General features: G+C 68.9%; 13 protein-coding genes. 5 read left to right on the top strand and 8 right to left on the bottom strand.

Going from position 1 to position 17,565, the window contains the following annotated elements:
* The first annotated feature begins 50 nt into the window (after positions 1-50).
* Positions 51-947 carry a ParA family protein gene (locus HGBR_RS11940; RefSeq protein WP_026077560.1) on the top strand — a complete coding sequence of 299 codons (897 nt, stop codon included), beginning with the start codon at positions 51-53 and terminating at the stop codon, positions 945-947.
* A gap of 45 nt (positions 948-992) precedes the next feature.
* Here HGBR_RS11940 and HGBR_RS21085 read toward each other — a convergent pair whose 3' ends face one another.
* Positions 993-1,346, bottom strand: a complete 354-nt coding sequence (locus HGBR_RS21085) for a hypothetical protein (RefSeq protein WP_315968871.1) — start codon at positions 1,344-1,346, stop codon at positions 993-995.
* Between the two features lie 241 nt (positions 1,347-1,587).
* Here HGBR_RS21085 and HGBR_RS21090 point away from each other — a divergent pair, with 241 nt between their 5' ends.
* A complete protein-coding gene (locus tag HGBR_RS21090; RefSeq protein WP_425358363.1) occupies positions 1,588-2,691 on the top strand; it encodes a ParB/RepB/Spo0J family partition protein in 1,104 nt (367 codons plus the stop codon).
* Between the two features lie 2,317 nt (positions 2,692-5,008).
* On the opposite strand, the gene HGBR_RS17760 is transcribed toward HGBR_RS21090, so the two are convergent.
* The 6 genes from HGBR_RS17760 to HGBR_RS20235 form a co-directional block, all read right to left on the bottom strand.
* The gene (locus HGBR_RS17760; protein ID WP_019159577.1) at positions 5,009-6,166 is read right to left on the bottom strand and encodes an N-acetylmuramoyl-L-alanine amidase; all 1,158 of its coding nucleotides are present in this window, start codon (positions 6,164-6,166) and stop codon (positions 5,009-5,011) included.
* 112 nt (positions 6,167-6,278) lie between these two features.
* Complete coding sequence (trxA, locus tag HGBR_RS11955; RefSeq protein ID WP_019159578.1) at positions 6,279-6,605, bottom strand: thioredoxin; 327 nt, start codon at positions 6,603-6,605, stop codon at positions 6,279-6,281.
* Positions 6,606-6,680: 75 nt separating this feature from the next.
* Positions 6,681-7,664 carry a thioredoxin-disulfide reductase gene (gene trxB, locus HGBR_RS11960; RefSeq protein ID WP_019159579.1) on the bottom strand — a complete coding sequence of 328 codons (984 nt, stop codon included), beginning with the start codon at positions 7,662-7,664 and terminating at the stop codon, positions 6,681-6,683.
* A gap of 67 nt (positions 7,665-7,731) precedes the next feature.
* On the bottom strand, positions 7,732-10,452 hold the full coding sequence (locus tag HGBR_RS19000) for a hypothetical protein (RefSeq protein WP_019159580.1): 2,721 nt from the start codon (positions 10,450-10,452) through the stop codon (positions 7,732-7,734).
* Positions 10,453-10,622: 170 nt separating this feature from the next.
* A complete protein-coding gene (gene murJ / locus HGBR_RS11970; RefSeq protein WP_019159581.1) occupies positions 10,623-12,272 on the bottom strand; it encodes a murein biosynthesis integral membrane protein MurJ in 1,650 nt (549 codons plus the stop codon).
* 66 nt (positions 12,273-12,338) lie between these two features.
* Positions 12,339-13,793, bottom strand: coding sequence for a DUF6049 family protein (locus tag HGBR_RS20235; RefSeq protein ID WP_315968873.1), 1,455 nt, complete (start codon positions 13,791-13,793; stop codon positions 12,339-12,341).
* Between HGBR_RS20235 and HGBR_RS21095 the strand changes: the two genes are divergently transcribed.
* On the top strand, positions 13,757-14,899 hold the full coding sequence (locus tag HGBR_RS21095) for a hypothetical protein (RefSeq protein ID WP_315968874.1): 1,143 nt from the start codon (positions 13,757-13,759) through the stop codon (positions 14,897-14,899). The two genes, HGBR_RS20235 and HGBR_RS21095, sit on opposite strands and share 37 nt — an antisense overlap.
* A 104-nt stretch (positions 14,900-15,003) precedes the next feature.
* Here the strand turns inward: HGBR_RS21095 and HGBR_RS17770 are convergent, their stop codons facing one another.
* Complete coding sequence (locus HGBR_RS17770; RefSeq protein WP_083882871.1) at positions 15,004-15,516, bottom strand: NUDIX hydrolase; 513 nt, start codon at positions 15,514-15,516, stop codon at positions 15,004-15,006.
* A gap of 72 nt (positions 15,517-15,588) precedes the next feature.
* Here HGBR_RS17770 and HGBR_RS11990 point away from each other — a divergent pair, with 72 nt between their 5' ends.
* Both HGBR_RS11990 and HGBR_RS11995 read left to right on the top strand, forming a co-directional pair.
* Entirely contained in the window at positions 15,589-15,834 is a 246-nt protein-coding gene (locus HGBR_RS11990; RefSeq protein ID WP_019159585.1) for a hypothetical protein, read from the top strand.
* 211 nt (positions 15,835-16,045) lie between these two features.
* On the top strand, positions 16,046-17,557 hold the full coding sequence (locus HGBR_RS11995) for a CCA tRNA nucleotidyltransferase (protein WP_019159586.1): 1,512 nt from the start codon (positions 16,046-16,048) through the stop codon (positions 17,555-17,557).
* The last annotated feature ends 8 nt before the right edge of the window (positions 17,558-17,565 follow it).

The following is a 17,565-nucleotide window of genomic DNA, read 5'->3' on the forward strand; positions in this document are numbered from 1 at the left end:
GGACGTAGACTGTCCCGGTACCCAGCTTCAGCGAATGCGGAGTGTTCCACATGCCCCTTATGGACGAGTCGACTCCGCTCGGCGCTCAGATCGCGCGGGATCATCGACGTGCCGAGCGACTAGCATCGACTTCCTTTCCCCAGCCCCAGCAGACGCGGATCCTCACGGTCGCGAATCAGAAGGGCGGCGTGGGGAAGACGACGACGACGGTCAACATCGCCGCCGCGCTCGCGACGCACGGGCTGGAGGTCCTGGTCGTCGACATCGACCCGCAGGGCAACGCCAGCACGGCCCTGGGCATCGACCACTCCGTGGGCGTCGATGGGATCTATGAGGTTCTCATCAACGACTACTCGATCGCACAGGTCGTGAAGCAGTCGCCGGAGTTCGAGAACCTCCACTGCGTCCCCGCGACCATCGACCTCGCGGGCGCGGAGATCGAGCTCGTCTCGAAGGTCGCGCGCGAGATGCGCCTGCATCGTGCACTGTCCGCATTCCTCGACGAGCGCGAGGCGTCCGGCAGTCGCATCGACTACGTGCTCATCGACTGCCCGCCCAGCCTGGGCCTGCTGACGGTGAACGCGTTCGTGGCGGCGCGCGAGGTGTTCATCCCCATCCAGTGCGAGTACTACGCCCTCGAGGGTGTGAGCCAGCTGCTCAAGAGCATCCAGATGATTCAGCAGCATCTCAACCCGGAGCTCTGGATCTCCACTGTCCTGCTGACGATGTACGACGGGCGCACGCGCTTGAGCGCGCAGGTGGCGGAGGAGGTCCGCACACACTTCCAGGATCAGGTGCTGGAGACCGTCATCCCCCGATCGGTCCGGATCTCCGAGGCACCCAGCTACGGGAAGACCGTCGTCACCTACGAACCCAATTCCTCCGGCGCCCTGTCCTATCGCGAGGCGGCCGAGGAGATCTCACTGAGAGGAATCAGGAATGGCTGAGAAGCGTCGCGGACTGGGGCGGGGCCTGGGGTCGCTGATCCCCAGTCAGGAGACCGGCCGGCCCTCGGACGTCTTCTTCCCCCGTGGGGAGCGGTCGGAGGACGTGACACAGCAGGAGGCCGCGCAGGCCGCGGAGGCGAAGTCGTCCGATCCCGCTGAGTCGATGCGCAGGGCCCAGGCCAGCCGCAGGTCGACGACGACCCGCAGCGCCGCGCAGAAGCAGACGTCCGGCGCGAGGACCCCGGCGAAGAAGGCGGGGACGACGTCCGCCGGTGCAGCCGCGGGAAAGACGGGCTCCACGACACGCGCGAAGTCGTCCCCGAAGTCCTCGACGGGATCGACCACGAAGTCCGCTTCGACCACGAAGTCCGCTTCGGCGAAGAAGGCGACGTCGGGCACGAGGTCCTCGGCACAGACGTCCGGGTCGAAGGCTGCCGGTGGGAAGCGTACGAGCCCGGCGTCCACTGCAGAAGCGGCGGAACCGGCGGATCCAACAGCACAGATCGACACCGACACCACTCAAACGACATCCGATCGAAACGGAGATGCGAGTCATTCGACTCAGGAATCGAGCAACACGGCCACGATCCATGATGCTGCTGCGACTACGAAGTCGGGCGCCGATCCTGTGGACGACGCTGTGGATGAGACGCGGGATGGTATCTACGTTTCACGTGAAACCGTCCGGACGCACCCCTCTGACCGACAGGTGGATCCCGGAGATTCCGGGGATGCGGTGGACATCCTGAACGGTGCAGCCGGCGCGGCAACCGACGCGCCGGTATCCCCAGTGGCTGTGGATAACTCTCCAACGGACGTGCCGGACGTGAAAGCCGCAGAGAGCGCTGTCACCGAAGTTGCCGATGCTGATCCGATCGACGATGACGCGGAAGCCGATGCCGCACTTGAGGATGCCGATGACCTCGTCCCCGTGCCGGGGACGACGTTCGGTGAGATCGACCTGGACCTCATCCGTCCTAACCCCCGCCAGCCGCGTGATGTCTTCGACGAGGACGCTCTGGACGAACTCATCACCAGCATCCGCGAGATCGGTGTGCTCCAGCCCGTCGTCGTGCGTCGCCGCCCCGACCTGCCGGGTCACTATGAGCTGATCATGGGAGAGCGGCGCTACCGTGCGTCGAAGGAGGCGGGGAGGACGACGATCCCCGCAATCGTCCGCGCGACTGCCGACGACGATCTGCTGCGCGACGCGCTCCTGGAGAATCTGCACCGCGTCGATCTGAACCCGCTGGAAGAGGCGGCGGCTTACGCCCAGCTGCTGGAGGACTTCAACTGCACGCAGGAGGAGCTGTCCGACCGCATCGGGCGCTCTCGTCCGCAGATCTCGAACACCATCCGGCTGCTCAAGCTGCCGGCGATGGTGCAGCGTCGAGTCGCGGCGGGTGTGCTCTCCAGTGGGCACGCGCGTGCGCTGCTGGGCCTCAACGATGGTGCTGACATGGAGCAGCTGGCGCAACGTGTCGTTGCGGAAGGCCTGTCAGTGCGGGCGACTGAGGAAGCGGTCATCCTTCTGAACCGCGGGGATCGTCTGACCGTTTCACGTGGAACGCGACAGGCCGATCCAGAGCTGGCCGAGCTGGCGCGCAATCTGGGCGATCGGCTCGACACGCGCGTGAACGTTGTCATGGGCAAGCGCAAGGGAAAGCTGTCCGTTGAGTTTGCGAACGGTGAGGATCTTGCTCGGATTCTCACTCTCCTGGGTCTGGATTCCTCAGACGTCTGAATCGTCGACGCACTGAGTGACGCGCACCGATGCCCCTGGTCCTTTGGACCGGGGGCATCGCTCATTCACGTGTATCAGCGCAGGTGAGAGGCTCACAGCGGTACCGGCGAACCCGTGGGCTCTCGCTGTCGACAGTCCTCATGCACGCAGGTTCACGGCACGATCTGGCGTGCGTGCGTGGCGCGGATTGAGACGTACACCGTCCCGCTCCATCACTCGCAAGTCCGGTCCATGTTGCTGATCGCCATCGATCGGCTCCCTGTTTCACGTGAAACAGGCGCATTCGGTGGCTCTCATTGCATCTGGGCGAGGACGTATGAGGTCGTTCTTCAGGAGCAGTTGTGTGTGAGACCGGCATCGCACCACGCATTGTGGAGTGGTGACGCCCCTCCGTTTCACGTGAAACAGAACGCGCCGGAAGCCGCGAATCACGACGAGACCAGGGTGCAGTCGAGGTGGCGCTGCGAAGCAGGTTGAGTGAAATCGGGTGCGCCTTCTCAGCCGCACTTGTGCCCGCTTGCGGGCTGCCCACCCACACGTCGGGAGTCCCGGGTGGACACTGTGGGCGTGCCTTCAGCTGCGGGAAGCGGGGTTTCACGTGAAACGGTGTCATCGAAGGTCCCGATCGCTACGTCGTGTAGTGGTTCGCAGCTGACATGTCCCGGCTAGGTGGACCGGGTCCGGGGCGCGCGAGGAGACACGGTGACATTCAGAGGGCTAGCGTGCATCAATGGCGGCTCCTCGTGACGGACCAAAGCGAGTTCTCCGGGCTCCGCCATACGTGCACGGTGTGTTGTGCTCCAATCCAGCCGGCGCGCCTGATGATCCCGTCTGCAGTCCGGTTCCCAACGTGTCTCAACAGCCACACGGCTGGGCGTCCCCACAACTGGGCGGCACACTCGCGCTGCCGGTACACAGTCGCCCCTCTCCATTCTGCTGACTGCGGTGGCGAGATCCTCTTCATTCGGAGTACGGGGCGCCCATTTGTACGAAGGGTTCTTTCGGGTCCATCTGCGGCTGTTTCACGTGAAACAGCCGGGAATGTGCCCTTTCTGTCGCGAAAGTGTGGCGTGCGGAAGACAGGTAGGGACCTCTTCGACCCGCATTCAGCGTTTCATGTGAAACATGTGTGTGGGATGTAGTGACTACCTGCAACGAGCTATTTACGGGAAGGCGCGCGTGTGGTTTTGGTGCTGCAGTGTGGAAGATCTAGCGTTCACTGCTGATCACTCGAGGTCGGGTTTCACGTGAAACACTGTGGTCGGTTGGATTGATTGCTTCACGATCGAACCTGCGTTTCGACACATGTCGGGCAAAGTCGGTGACCACAGGTTGAACGCCGAAACCACAGGGTTGTGTCGATCAGCGCACGTGAGTGCACTGTGGCATGGTCGTGGGATTCGCATCGACTCCCATTTCGCCGGGGGTCGACATGACACGGAGACGTGCATGTCATCGCTTCACGTGGAACTCCGCTTCTAGCGGTGGGCAGCAAGCGCGTCGTGGTTGTGAGAGTGCTCGAATGCCTTCAAACGGGCGCGATCGACCATGGCGGCTCTCCTTCTCCCCTGTGGCGCCGGTCCACACGGGTTGATGCGTCCCAACGTATGTGAACGGCTGGACGACGCTGCGCGGCGAGTGACCTTTCTGCGTACAGTCCTCGCGGTCGGACAACACGGACAGCATCTGGCGTGCGCCTCTCGATCTGCCGAACTGCGTGCCGGCTGCACTGAGCGCATGGTGCACCACCTACTGCTTCGGCTCGGCGACCATCCTGCTCCACGGCAGAGGGGTACGTGCCCTTCGGATACGGAGCGCTGCTTGGAGGTTCTCGCTCAGCTGAGGTGTCAGCATGTCGCGGGCACATGTGGCGCGGGGCTTGCGGACGGTTCCACGTGAAACAACACCATTCATAGGACCCCGATGCGCAGTATTCGCACCCGCATACGGTCCGCCCGCAGATGGGTCGTGCGAGAGCCCGCGGGAGGGGGCCTGCACGTCCCGTGCTTCGCCCAGTCGGGCCTTTGCTCGGCCGGCAACGGTGCGTGTTCGATCGCCGACGATCCGCGATTGCCTGCTTGTAGGAGGCAACCGGTAGCGCGTGCAGAGGACCGTTGCTGGTTGCGAGCTCGTAGGCGTGTCACCGTCGACCGGGACGTACGATGCTGCCTGTTCCACGTGGAACATCGCCTGAGGAGAGGGCCGGGACTCTGCGTGTCAGGACCAGTGGGGTGCGTCGCTCCCAGGTGCCTTCTCCGATCGGGATGGCTGACAGTGCGCGTGTGTCAGGCGCGCTGATCGCCCGAGTGCAGCAGCGTCACCGACCGCCCGGGAGCTTGCCGCGCTCCTCGAGCATGCGACGCAACGACGCGAGGTCGACGGTGCCGGTGTCTGGGTCCACCGCTTCCTTGAGGTACAGCCGCTGCAACGACACTGCGACCGATTCTGCAATCGAATCCCGTGTGCTGGCGGCGTGCAATCGTGCACGATCGTTGTCATTGGTCATGTATCCGACGACGATGTGGATCGTGGGAGTCGTGTGCTCGGCCAGGGACCGCCATGACCGTGCGTGTGTGCCGCAGTCCTGGAAGTCGGTGCGGGACAGGATCTCGCGCTGCACCAACTGAGCGAGGCGTCGGCCGATGGGGGACGCCTGCCCCTGTGCGGGGCCGTAGTAGAACGTCGCGACCCCGTTCGCAGAAGCGTTGGGGTGCATGTCCTGTGAGATGGAGATGAGCGTCGAGGCGCGGGCGTCCAGCAGGTCCTTGGTGCTGTCCTGCGTCCCTGCGACGACGAAGGGTGAGGCACCCACAGCAGAAAGGCGTCCGGCGATCCGATGTGCGATGTCCTGCGAGTACTCGAGGGATGCCTGCTGATGCGACTCCAGGAGCTGGGGGTCGTCGGTCATGGGCAGCTGCGGTGCGGCGTCGATGACGAAGGTCCGGCCCGCCAGGGAGTGGCCCGTGGACTGGAGACGCACCTTCTCCTGCAGTGCGAACAGATCCCCCGACGCCTTGCCACGGGTGACCGCGTCCAGTCCGCGCAGGGTGCGCGGACCGGCCACACCGTCGACGGGCAGGCCCAGGTTCTTCTGGAGGTCGCGGACGGCGGCGTCCGTGACCTCTGCGAACTCGAAGTCGATGCGTGTGGTGTAGAGCCCGAGGCGCGACAGACGCTCCTGGAGTGCGGCGACGTCATCGCCGCGGAACGGGCGGACGGGATCGAAGCGCAGCACGCGATCGCCCAGCTGATGTCGAGCCAGCTCGATCTGCTCGAAGGTCTGCGGTCCCAGGACGCCGTCGGAGAACAGGCCGCGTCGTTGCTGGAAGTGCCTGACGGCTTCGTGCATCTGGTCGTCGAATTCCGGGCTGGAGGGGTCTCCGACGGGGTAACCCAGGCGGGCGAGTTGAGCCTTCACGGTCAGCAGGACCGCATCAGCGGATCCGAGCTGGAAGGTGGTCTGGGCGGGTGTCATCGAACTCGTCTCTGGGGGTCGTGCGGTGGCTGCGTCTGGCGCAAGCACCACCGGCCGGGAACACATCAGGCGCCCGCTGATCCTACTACGGGCGCCTGATGGATCTCTGGGATCACTGGGCGGCGAGCACCGGCTGGATCTCGTCCAGCAGCGCCGGCTTGGGCCGCGCCCCGATGATCTCCTTGACGACCTCGCCGTTCTTGAAGACGTAGAGCGCGGGGATCGAGGTGATCCCGTACTGCCCCGCCGTCTGCATGTTGTCGTCCGTGTTCAGCTTCACGACCTTCAACTGATCGGAGAGTTCCTCGCCGATCTCGTCGACGATGGGCGAGACCATGCGGCACGGGCCGCACCAGGGTGCCCAGAAGTCGACGAGCACGGGCTTGTCGGACTGCAGGACCTCTGCGTCGAAGGTGGCGTCGGTGACTTCGAGGGACATGGTGTCCTCCTTCCGGCCCCGCTGCGGGACCGCTTCAGATGGGTGTCGGTGACGGTGTCCGGAGTGTGGGTGGCGTCAGGCGTTCGCGGTCTGCGGCTGAGCCTGCTGACCGGCCTCCTGCGCCGCCTGGGCGCGATCGGCCAGGTAGTGCTCCGCGTCGAGGGCCGCGGAGCAGCCGGAGCCCGCCGAGGTGATCGCCTGGCGGTACACGGGATCGATGACGTCGCCGGCGGCGAAGACACCCTCGACGCTGGTGCGGGAGCTGCGCCCGTCGACGTGGAGGTAGCCGTCCTCACGCAGCTGCAGCTGCTGGTCGAACAGCGCCGTGCGCGGGTCGGAGCCGATCGCGACGAACATGCCGGTGACCGGCAGCTCCGACGTCTCCCCGGTCACCGTGCTGCGGATCGTGAGGCCCGTGAGGGACTCCTCGCCGTGCACTTCGGCGACCTCGGAGTCGAAGAGGAACTCGATCTTCGGGTCCGCCATCGCACGGTCCTGCATCGCCTGGGAGGCGCGCAGCTCCTGCCGGCGGTGCACGACGGTCACCTTCGAGGCGAACCGGCTGAGGAACGTGGCCTCCTCCATCGCGGAGTCGCCGCCGCCGATCACCGCGATGTGGTGGTCGCGGAAGAAGAAGCCGTCGCAGGTGGCGCACCAGCTGACGCCGTGCCCGGACAGGTTCTTCTCGTTGGGCAGCCCCAGCTCGCGGTAGGCGGAACCCGTCGCCAGGATGACCGCCTCCGCGGTGTACCGGCTGCCCAGTGCTGTCACGATCGAGTGCGCGCCGGGGGTGAGGTCCAGCTCGGTCACATCGTCGTAGACGACGGTCGCACCGAATTTCTCTGCCTGTGCCCGCATGTTCTCCATGAGATCGGGACCCTGGACGCCGTCGGGGAACCCGGGGAAGTTCTCGACGTCGGTCGTGTTCATGAGCTCACCGCCCGCGGTCACGGATCCGGCGATGACGAGGGGCTCCAGGTTGGCCCGTGCCGCATAGATCGCGGCCGTGTATCCGGCGGGTCCGGATCCCACGATGATCAGACGATGATGATCGGTCATGTCACTCCTCCACTTGTCACGACGGGAACGCGTCGCCCGTGAGCAATATTCCGCGACAGGGATCGGCTCAGCTCAGCTCGACCTCGTCGACCATGACACGGTACCCGTCGCCCTCGGGAGCGGCCTGCGTGTACCAGAGGAAGACGTACTGGCCGGTGGCCGCCTCATCCAGCTCGATCGTCGCGTCGCCGTCGATCTCCTCCGTCGCGACCGTCTCTGCGTCCTCGACGTCATCGGAGGCGCCCACACGCACCTCCAGCTGGACTTCGCCGTCCGGCGCCTGCAGATCGATGACGCTGATCTGCGACTCCTCCTCCAGCTCGAGCATGAGGCCCAGACCGCTCTTGAGTCCGCCGAACTCCGGCGAGTTGTAGCGCTCGCTCTGCCAGCCGCCGTCCTCGCCGGGCAGAACCAGTTCAGCCTGGTCGGAGTTCTCCTCGTCGTCGCCCTCCGGATCGATCGCCTCGACTGCGGCGATCTCCGGTGCCGGGCCCTCCGGCTCCTCCGGCTCCTGGGCCTCCTCGTCCTCCGGCGGCGCGGCGGTGGGCTGCTCCGTGGGCTGCACCTGCGGCTCCTCGTCGGAGGAGCCGCCCATTGCGAAGAAGCCGATGACGGCGACGACGATGACGAGGACGGCCGCGGCCACGAGGACGGTGATCCGTCTGCGCTCGCGCGGGCTGCGTCCGCCCGCGCTCGCGGTCTGCGCGGAACCCGTTCCCGCCGATCCGCCGGCGGCTGCTGCTGCGGTTGCGGGCTCCGCCGCCGAGGTCGTCGACTGCTCCGTGGCCGCGGCACCCGCCGCTGCGGTCACCTTCGCACTGCCCGTCCCGGCGGCTGCCGCGGAGTCGCGGTCCTCGCGGCGCGCGGCCTCCTTCTTCGAGGCCTCCCGCTGACGCGCGGCCCGTGCCTCCGACTCCTCGACAGCGCGTCGGGCAGCCTCGGCTCGGCGCTGCTCGAGGGCGCGCTCCCGCTCGAAGTCCTCCCGCTGCTGGCGGATCTGCTCCTCGCGGGTCGTGAAGACACCGCCCAGGAACCACTCGTCATCGGCGGGCGCGTCTGCCTCTGCCGGTGCCGCGTCGTCCGCGGCGCCGGCCGCTTCTGCGCCCGCATCGTCGGTCTCGTCCGCACCCGCGGCACCTGTGCGCGCCGCCCCTGTGCCGGTGGCACCCGGTGCGACGCCGTTCGCCGCGGACGCGTTCCCTGAGTCTCGCGGGTCCGCCTCATCCGCAGTCGGGTCCGCGTTTCCGTCCGGGTCCTCAGCGACCTCGGACTCAGCTGCGGACAGGTCGGGGATGATCGGCATCTGCTGGGTCGAGACGTCCTCGGTCTCGCCCCACATGGCATCGCGGTCCATGATGGGCGCCGTCATCTCTGCGTCGTACTCCGCTGCAGAGAGGTTCTCGTAGTCCGAGTACGTCTGCTCCGGCGTCCACTCCTCCGCCTCGACCGACTCGAGGTCACTGCCGCTGAGGGGGAACACGGACGCCTCGCGCATCTGCATCCGCTCGTCCAGCTTGGTCTGCACACCGTCGGTGCGGCCCGCGGAGAAACCGGAGGTGCCGGGCCTCGTCATGCCGATGCGGGACAGCGCCGCCTGGATCTGGTCCGGGGTCGCCTGACGCTGCACGGGGGTGTGCAGGGGTGAGCTGCCGGGCGAGGGACGGGTGGATGCGACCGTCGTGGGCCGTGCCCCGGTGGCGCCCATGCCCGTCGAGGTCGCCGCCGGACGCGCGGCGTTCGCCTGTGTGTTCACAGTGGGCTTCGACCCGACCGCGCCGGCGCCGGCCGAGGTGCTGATCGAACCGGTGCCGTTCGCGGATTCCGCTGCGGCGCCGGATCCGACCCCAGCGGCGGCGGCTCCGCCGCCGGGACCGGGTGCGGCCTCGGGAGCGTCGTCGGACGGTGCGGCACCGGCCTCCAGGGCCTGGGTGGGCTCGTCCGGATCACCTGCGAAGAGCGCCTCGTCCGGCAGCGGCGAGCCCTCGAGGTCCGCGAGTGTGTCGCGGTCCCATTCCCGCAGGTAGCGGATGATCTCGCCGGGCGAACGGGGGCCCGGATCGCTGTGGGAGGTGATGCCCGTGATGAAGGCGGTGAGGTCCTCCGGGATGTCGCGGCGCAGCAGCTCGATGTCGACGACGCGCTGGTTCTTGCGCGGCGCGGCGGGCAGGCCGGCGCGAGACTCCGGCTTGGGCCACTGCGCGGACAGGCACGCGTAGAGGACGTCGACGATCGCCAGCGCGTCCTCGCGCAGCGCCGTCTGGTCCGTCTGGACCTCGAGGCCCAGCGCCACCTCGGACACGGAGGCGTCGATCGCGATGCCGTGGACGACGACGTCGCCGTTCGTCATGATGCCGATGGACTCCGGACCCAGGCACCGGTGGTGGAGGCCGCGGCGGCCGGCGTGGACGAGCACCTCCGCGACCTCGCCGGCGATCGCCCGGGCCGCCGTCGGACGCACGGGACCCGAGGCGAGGATCTCCGCCAGCGAGGTCGCCGCGGTGCGCTCGCACGCGATGTAGACGGTCGTGAGGTCCTCGTCGATGACGGAGGTCCCCACGTCCTGGACGGTGGGGATGCGCGGATCGTTGACGAGCGACAGCCGGCGGCCGGCGTCCAGCAGGTCCCCGGCCAGCTCCTGGTCCGCGACATAGAGGATGACGGGGTCATCGAGGATCGCGTCGAGCGCCAGGCAGACGACACCCGCGTCGGGGGCATCCGCCAGCCACTGCTTCTCGATCGCGGAGACGACGTACCGGTCTGCGATGACGGTACCGCGCTCGATCCGCACCTGATGTCCTCCCGAAAGCACTTCTGCCACCGCGATGTGCCTTCATCGCGGGCGTCGACTCAGCTTATCGCCCCGTCCCGGTCCGGACCCCGCAGAACATGTCACGAAACCGGCACACTGAGCCGACTGTCAGGTAACGACGACGCGCCGATCATGACGGCTGGGCGCCGTCAGCGGCCCAGCTTCGTCCGCACGGTCGCGACGGTCTGGTGCAGCTCCCGCACGCGCAGCAGGTAGCAGACGCCCAGGTAGACGGCCAGCATGAGGCAGCCGCCCACGGCGCACACGACGAACGCGCCCGCGCGGGACGAGTAGAACGCGTCGTCCAGGTAGTGCATGCCGGTCGCGCCCACTGCCGCGGCCACGAGTGCTGCGACGACGAACTTGAGGTGGGAGACGATGAGGTCCTTCGTCCCCAGCCGCTGGAGCTTGCCGCGCAGCAGGATCGCGGAGACGATCGCGGCGAAGAGATAGCCCACGCTCATCGACGCGCCGATGCCCGCGACGATCCAGGCCCCCGGCAGCAGCAGGCCGGACGCGATGACTCCCGCCGCCGTCAGGATCACCTGCGGGACCTGCACCCAGAACGGGGTGCGGGCATCCTCGTACGCGTAGTAGACGCGCTGCAGCAGGTAGTTCGCGCTGAAGGGCACGAGGCCCGCGACCATCGTCGCGATGACGGGACCGATCGCGCGCGCCTGGTCGAGGGGGTCGCGCCCGCTCTCGGGATTCAACGCTCCGCCGATGAGCATCGCCGCCGGAGTCGACAAGGTGATGAGCACGGCTGTCGCGAAGACGTTGACCAGCCCCACGAGTCGAAGGCCCAGCCCCAAGGAGGAGCGGACGGAGTCCGTGTCATCGTTCGCGGCGAATGTGCTGAGCGAGGTGAAGAGGGCCGTCGCCAGCGAGACCGCGATGAGTGAGTGCGGCAACATGAAGATGAGGTAGGCCAAGGAATATGCGGCAAGCGAAGCTTGTGGCTCGCCTGATCCCGACGACGCTGACGCCGCGACGCGGGATGTGACGATGAAACCCAGCTGGCCGACGAGGACGGCGCCGAACGTCCAACTCGCTATGCCTCCTGCGGTGCCCAGGCCCACGCCGCGGAACCCGAACGTGGGGCGGAACCGGAACCCGATCCGGCGCAGCGGCCACAGCAGGATGAGGGCCTGGGAGACGACGCCCAGGGTCGCGGAGCCGGCCAGCACCGTGATCTTCGTGGTGTCCCACGTGCCCACCGCGTTCTGCACGCCGCCGGCGCCGAAGAGTGCGATGAAGACGCCCAGGCCCGCGATCGCGACGATGTTGTTGACGACCGGCGCCCACATGTAGGGGCCGAAGCTCGAGTGCGCGTTGAGCACCTGGCCCAGCATCGTGTAGAGCCCGTAGAAGAAGATCTGCGGCAGGCACCAGTAGGCGAACGCGATGGCCAGTGCCCTCTTGTCTTCGTCCCAGGCCGGCGACGAGTACAGCTGGACCAGTAATGGTGCGGCCAGGGTGGCCAGAACGGTCACGGCCCCCAGCACCATGACGGCCAGCGTGAGGAGGCGGTTGACGAAGTCCTGTCCGCCGTCCGGTCGCTTGGCCGCGCGGATGATCTGTGGGACCAGCACCGCGTTGAGGACGCCGCCGGCCAGCAGCATGTAGAGGTTGTTGGGGACCTTGTTCGCCACGTCGAACGCATCCGCCGCACCGCCCACCGTCACACCGATCGCGGTCGCCAGCAGCGTCGCCTTGACGAAGCCCAGGATGCGGGAGGTGAGGGTGCCCGCGGTCATGACCGCGGAGGAACGGGCGAGCGAGGAGAGCCTGGAGGCCACGGAGGTCCTTCCGCAGTGTCGGGGGCTGCTGGTGGTCGGTGAGGGGCGAGGGCGGGTGGGCGGCGGTCAGCCGTCCTGCGCGCGGGCCATCGCCGCGGCCAGCTGATTCTCCGGGATCTTACGCCTGCCGCGCCGGATCGTCGCGACGAGACCCACGACCAGCACGACCACCAGCACGGATCCGATCGCGATCGTCGCCGTGTTCTCCCAGTCCGCGCGCACGCGCACCAGCAGCTCGGTGCGCTGCGGCAGGGCATCGCCGTCGACGGTCAGGAGGGTCACGGTCGAACGCACGTCCGCGTTCGCGAGGCCCCGCACGGGGACGTCGACGCTGCGGGCGTCACCGGGTCCCAGGGTCACGATCTCGGAGAGCTCCGTGCTGAGCTGCGGCGTGGGCGATTCGACGCGCAGACGCACGCGCGCGGTCCGATCCGTCGCGTTGTCGACGCGGACGGGGATCATCGCCTGCTCACCGGTGACGAGGAGGACGGACGATCCCGGCTCCGGCTTGACGCCGTCCACGAGGCCGTCGACCCACCCGCCGGCCGTGTCCGCGCAGTCGCCGGTCCGTCCGCCGTCGACCACGCCCGAGGCCGTGCACGCCAGCAGCGACCGCGCCATGTCCCGCTCGACCCCGTCCGCGTCGACGAATGCGTGCGAGGCCGCCTCCCCGGTCGTGTACCGCTGCTGGAGTCCGCTCAGGATGGACTCCGCGCTGCGGGCCTGCTGGTCGGACTCCGCATCCGCGCGGGCGCCCTCCTCATCCGGCTGCTGCACTCGGGTCCGGTCCTGCAGTGAGGCATCCTGCTGCGTCCCGGCCTGCGCGGACGCGTCGTCGACGAGCGTCTCCGGGTCGACCAGCTGACCGCGCGCCACGGGTTCCGTGCTCATGAGCGTGTCGAGCGAGGTGTCCTCGATCCACGGGGCGCCCGCCACACTCCGGGCGAAGGCCGCGTGCCCGCTGCCGGTCGAGGTGCGCGGCAGCGTGAGGAGCAGTGCGCGCGAGTCGTAGGGGCGCTCCGCGGTGACGGCCGCGGACAGGGCGAGGAACTGCCCGGGGGCGGTGGAACCGGACGCGGACGTGTGGCCGGCCGCGGCCTCGGCGAGCCCGGAGTCCGCGACGAGCGACTGCAGGACGCGCTGCTGGGACTGATCCGGCAGGTCCGGGGAGCGGGAGGTGCCCACGGCACCGCCTTCGGACCGGGGGCGTCGACGTCGACCGCGGAGTTGGCCGAGGACGTGTACGCGGTGAGGCTCGGCTGCTGTGAGTCGGACAGGATGACGGCCCCGGCGTCCGCGTCCGCGATCCGGCTCAGGTCCTCCGTGCGGACCGTGCCCGCCGCCGGCCACACGATGTCGCTGCGGGCGCCCAGCAGTGTGGTGATGAGATCGCGCTCGTCCAGCGAGCTCTGCGCCAGGTCGTCCATGCCCGCGTGCCACAGGGCGGTGAGGTGGGCGTCCGCCCACGGCAGCGCGATCGTGTCGTGGGACTGGGCCAGGTCGAGCAGCTCGTCGTACCACGCGGCCAGCTGCGGGTGCGCTTCGCGGGCGTCCTCGCCGGGCGCGGTGGGTTCGAGGGTGGCATCGGGCTCCGCCGAGGGCTCCTCTCCTTCGCCGTCCGCGTCGCCTCCGGCGCCCGCGCCGTCGTCCGCGGCGGAGTCCTGCGGTCCGGTGTCCGATCCCGCGTTCGCCCCGTCCCCGTCACCCGGGTCCTCGTCGGCTGCGTCGTCCGCGTCCTCCGGGTCGACGGCCTCGGGGTCGTCCGTGGGCGCCTGCGAGTCCGGCGCGACGTCGAGGGCGGCGGCGACGGAGACCAGCAGTCGCGGATCGACGGCCAGGACGGAGTCGGGCAGGCTGCGGGCGCTCGCGAGGAGGCGGTCGAGGGATCCGGCGTGGTCACCGGTCGCCTCCGGGTCCGCCGCCCGTTCGAGGACGTCCGCCGGGATGAGCGGGCCGCCGTCCTCGGGGACCGCGTCGAGCGTGACGGGCAGGACTGTCGTCAGCCGTGTCGCGTCGATGCCGGGATCCGGGTACCAGACGGTGAAGCCGGGGGCGGTGTGGAGGACGGACTCCTGCTGGGCGGTCCCGGCCAGGGTGACGCCCAGGCCGTAGGCGCCCCACGTGCTGTCCGCGGATCCTCCGGGCAGCGCCTGGTCCGCGGGGATCGTGAAGGAGAACTTCGTCTGCTGCCCCGGCGCCACGGTGCCCGGCAGCTGCGGAAGTTCGAGCTGGGGACCCTCGTCCTCGTCGCCGTCCGCCTCGTCCGTCGTGTCGTCGGGTTCCGGGGTGGGCTGCTGCGTGGACCGGTCGGAGCTGACGAGGAGGTGGGCGGACGTCTGCTGGTCGACCCATTGGCTCACGTCGTCGCGCATCGACATGCGGGAGGCGGATCGGACGACGGACAGGCGGGTGGGTGCGAAGTCCGACGCCGTGGGGTTGACGATGCGGCCGGTCACCGTGACCGCGCCATCGCGGTCCACCCATGGAGTGACCTCGTCGAGGACCACGTGCGGGGAGTCGGCGAGGGCTTCGTCCGGTGCTGCCTGGGTGTCTCCCCCCGCATCGGTGCCGCTGTCAGCGACGGGTGCGGCGGCCTCGGGAACGGTCGCGGCGACCGGTGGGACTGAGCCGGTGAGCGGCGCGGCCAGGGCCAGCGCGCACGCGGCCAGGCCCGCGGCCCAGCGGGCGACGAGCGAGCGGGAGGCGCGGGGTGCGGGCGGCACGAGCGGACTCAGCGGGGGTCCGACTGCAGCGAGGCGATGTGCGAGCGGGCGGCGGCGACGATGCGACGCTCATTCGCGAAGGACAGGGTCGACGGCAGCTGGTCCAGCGGGACCCAGGCGGCGTCGATCGCCTCGCAGTCGGGGTCGTTCTCGACGGTGATCGACCCGCCGGTCGCGCGCAGCAGGAAGTGGTGCACGACCTTGTGGATGCGGTTGCCGGAGACGGAGAACCAGTAGTCGACGCTGCCCAGCGGGGCGAGGACGCTGCCGATGATGCCTGTCTCCTCCGCGATCTCGCGGCGGGCGGCCTCGGCGGCGGTCTCGTGGCCCTCCAGGTGGCCCTTGGGCAGGCACCACTCGAGGCGGCCGGCCCGGTTGATGCGGGCGATGATCGCGACGTCGAGGGTGGAGGTGTCGAAGTCGACGACGACGCCGCCGGCGGAGGTCTCCTCCGTCGTGGAGGTGCGCACCGGGAAGGGCCCCGGCTTCGGCATCCTCGGCGTGGGCGTGGGTCGTGACATGCCCTCAACTCTAACGGGGTGCTCTGGAGATCCGCTGAGGTGACGCGGTCGCGGTGGAAGGAGGAGAACAGGATGGGGACGCAGGACGACCGGCTGCGGGAGGCGCTCGCGGCGACGGATCCGTCACAGCGGCTGCGGGAGACACTCACGCACACTCTGCTCGACCTCATCGTCGACTGCCACAACGACGTCGACGCGGCCGAAGGACTGGGCCTGCTGACTGCAGCGGAAGTGGAACGCACCTCCCCAGCCGACCCGGACACAGCGCGCGTCCTCACCTATCCGGCCCATCGCCTCGACGGCGCGACGCAGGCCTGACTCCCGCAGCACTCCCGACCGCCGCATCACACCTGGTCCCTGCAGCCGGCCCCGACCTCCACATCAGGTGTGTCCTCGCATTCGCCCCCACTCCCGCGACCGCCCCGACCGCACGACCCGGGACGGTAGGCTTGTGCGCGCTCCGCGCCCGCGCAGTCCAGGGCGGCACCAGCGGAGCGATCGCACCCGGACCCGGCCAGGAGGAGACCGCGTGGACGCAGCAGCAGCGCACGCGAGGATGTTCGACGCCCTCGACCAGCTGAGCCCCATCCTCGACCCGTTGGCGGAGCGGTTCGCCCAGCGCGGATTCGAGCTGGCGCTGGTGGGCGGATCCGTCCGCGACGCCCTGCTGGGTCGTGACATGCCGGACCTCGACTTCACGACGGATGCGCGGCCGGACGACATCCTCGCAGCGATCCGCGGCTGGGCGGACGCGCACTGGGACATCGGGAAGCAGTTCGGCACGATCGGGCTGCGCAAGGGCGATCGCCTCATCGAGATCACGACGTATCGGGCGGAGCAGTACGACCCGGACTCCCGGAAGCCGGTCGTCGCGTTCGGCGACACGCTGGACGCGGACCTGGTCCGCCGCGACTTCACGATCGGGGCGATGGCCGTGCGCCTGCCCGGCCGCGTGTTCGTCGATCCGCACGGCGGACTGTCCGACCTGGCCGCGGGACTCATCCGCACGCCGGGCACGCCGGAGGACTCCTTCTCCGACGACCCGCTGCGCATGATGCGCGGCGCCCGCTTCACCTCCCAGCTGGACTTCCGCGTCGCCGACGAGGTCCGCGATGCGATGACCCGCATGAGCGACCGCATCGACATCATCTCCGCGGAGAGGGTCCGCGACGAGCTCGTGAAGCTCATCACCGGCCTGCGCCCGCGTGCCGGTATCGAACTGCTGGTCGAGACCGGTATCTGCGAGCGCATCCTGCCGGAGTTCGCCGCCCTGCGCGACCAGCAGGACGAGCACAACCGCCACAAGGACGTCTACGAGCACTCCCTCACCGTCCTCGACCAGGCGGTCGAGCTGGAGAAGGAGTACGCACGGAGGGATGCCGAGGCCGCCGCCGGGGCCGGGGACGGGTCCGCTGACGAAGCCGGCCCCAGCACGCCGCCCTTCACCTCCCCGGACTTCATCGTCCGGTTCGCCGCGCTCATGCACGACGTGGGCAAGCCCCGGACCCGTCGCTTCGACTCCTCCGGCGGCGTGACCTTCCACCACCACGACGTCGTGGGCGCGAAGATGACGGCGAAGCGCATGCGCGCGCTCGCGTTCGACAAGGACACGCTCACGAAGGTCGCGCGCCTGGTCGAGCTGCACCTGCGGTTCTACGGCTACGGCGACGCGGGCTGGACGGACTCCGCCGTCCGCCGCTACGTCACGGACTCCGGCGATCTGCTCACGCGCCTGCACATCCTCACCCGATCGGACGTGACGACGCGCAACCGCCGGAAGGCGAACCGCCTGGCACGCAACTACGACGAGCTGGAGCAGCGCATCGCCGCGTTGGCGGAGAAGGAGGCGCTCGACGCGATCCGGCCGGAGCTGGACGGCACCCGGATCATGGAGATCCTCGACATCCCGCCCGGCCCCCTCGTGGGGCAGGCCTACCGCTTTCTGCTGGAGTTGCGCCTGGAGGAGGGCGTCGTGGGCGAGGACGAGGCCGCGCGCCGCCTGCGCGCGTGGCATACGGAGGGCGGCGGGGCTTCCAGCTGACGCTCCAT

Source organism: Brevibacterium senegalense, assembly GCF_000285835.1.
GTDB classification, from domain to species: Bacteria; Actinomycetota; Actinomycetes; order Actinomycetales; family Brevibacteriaceae; genus Brevibacterium; species Brevibacterium senegalense.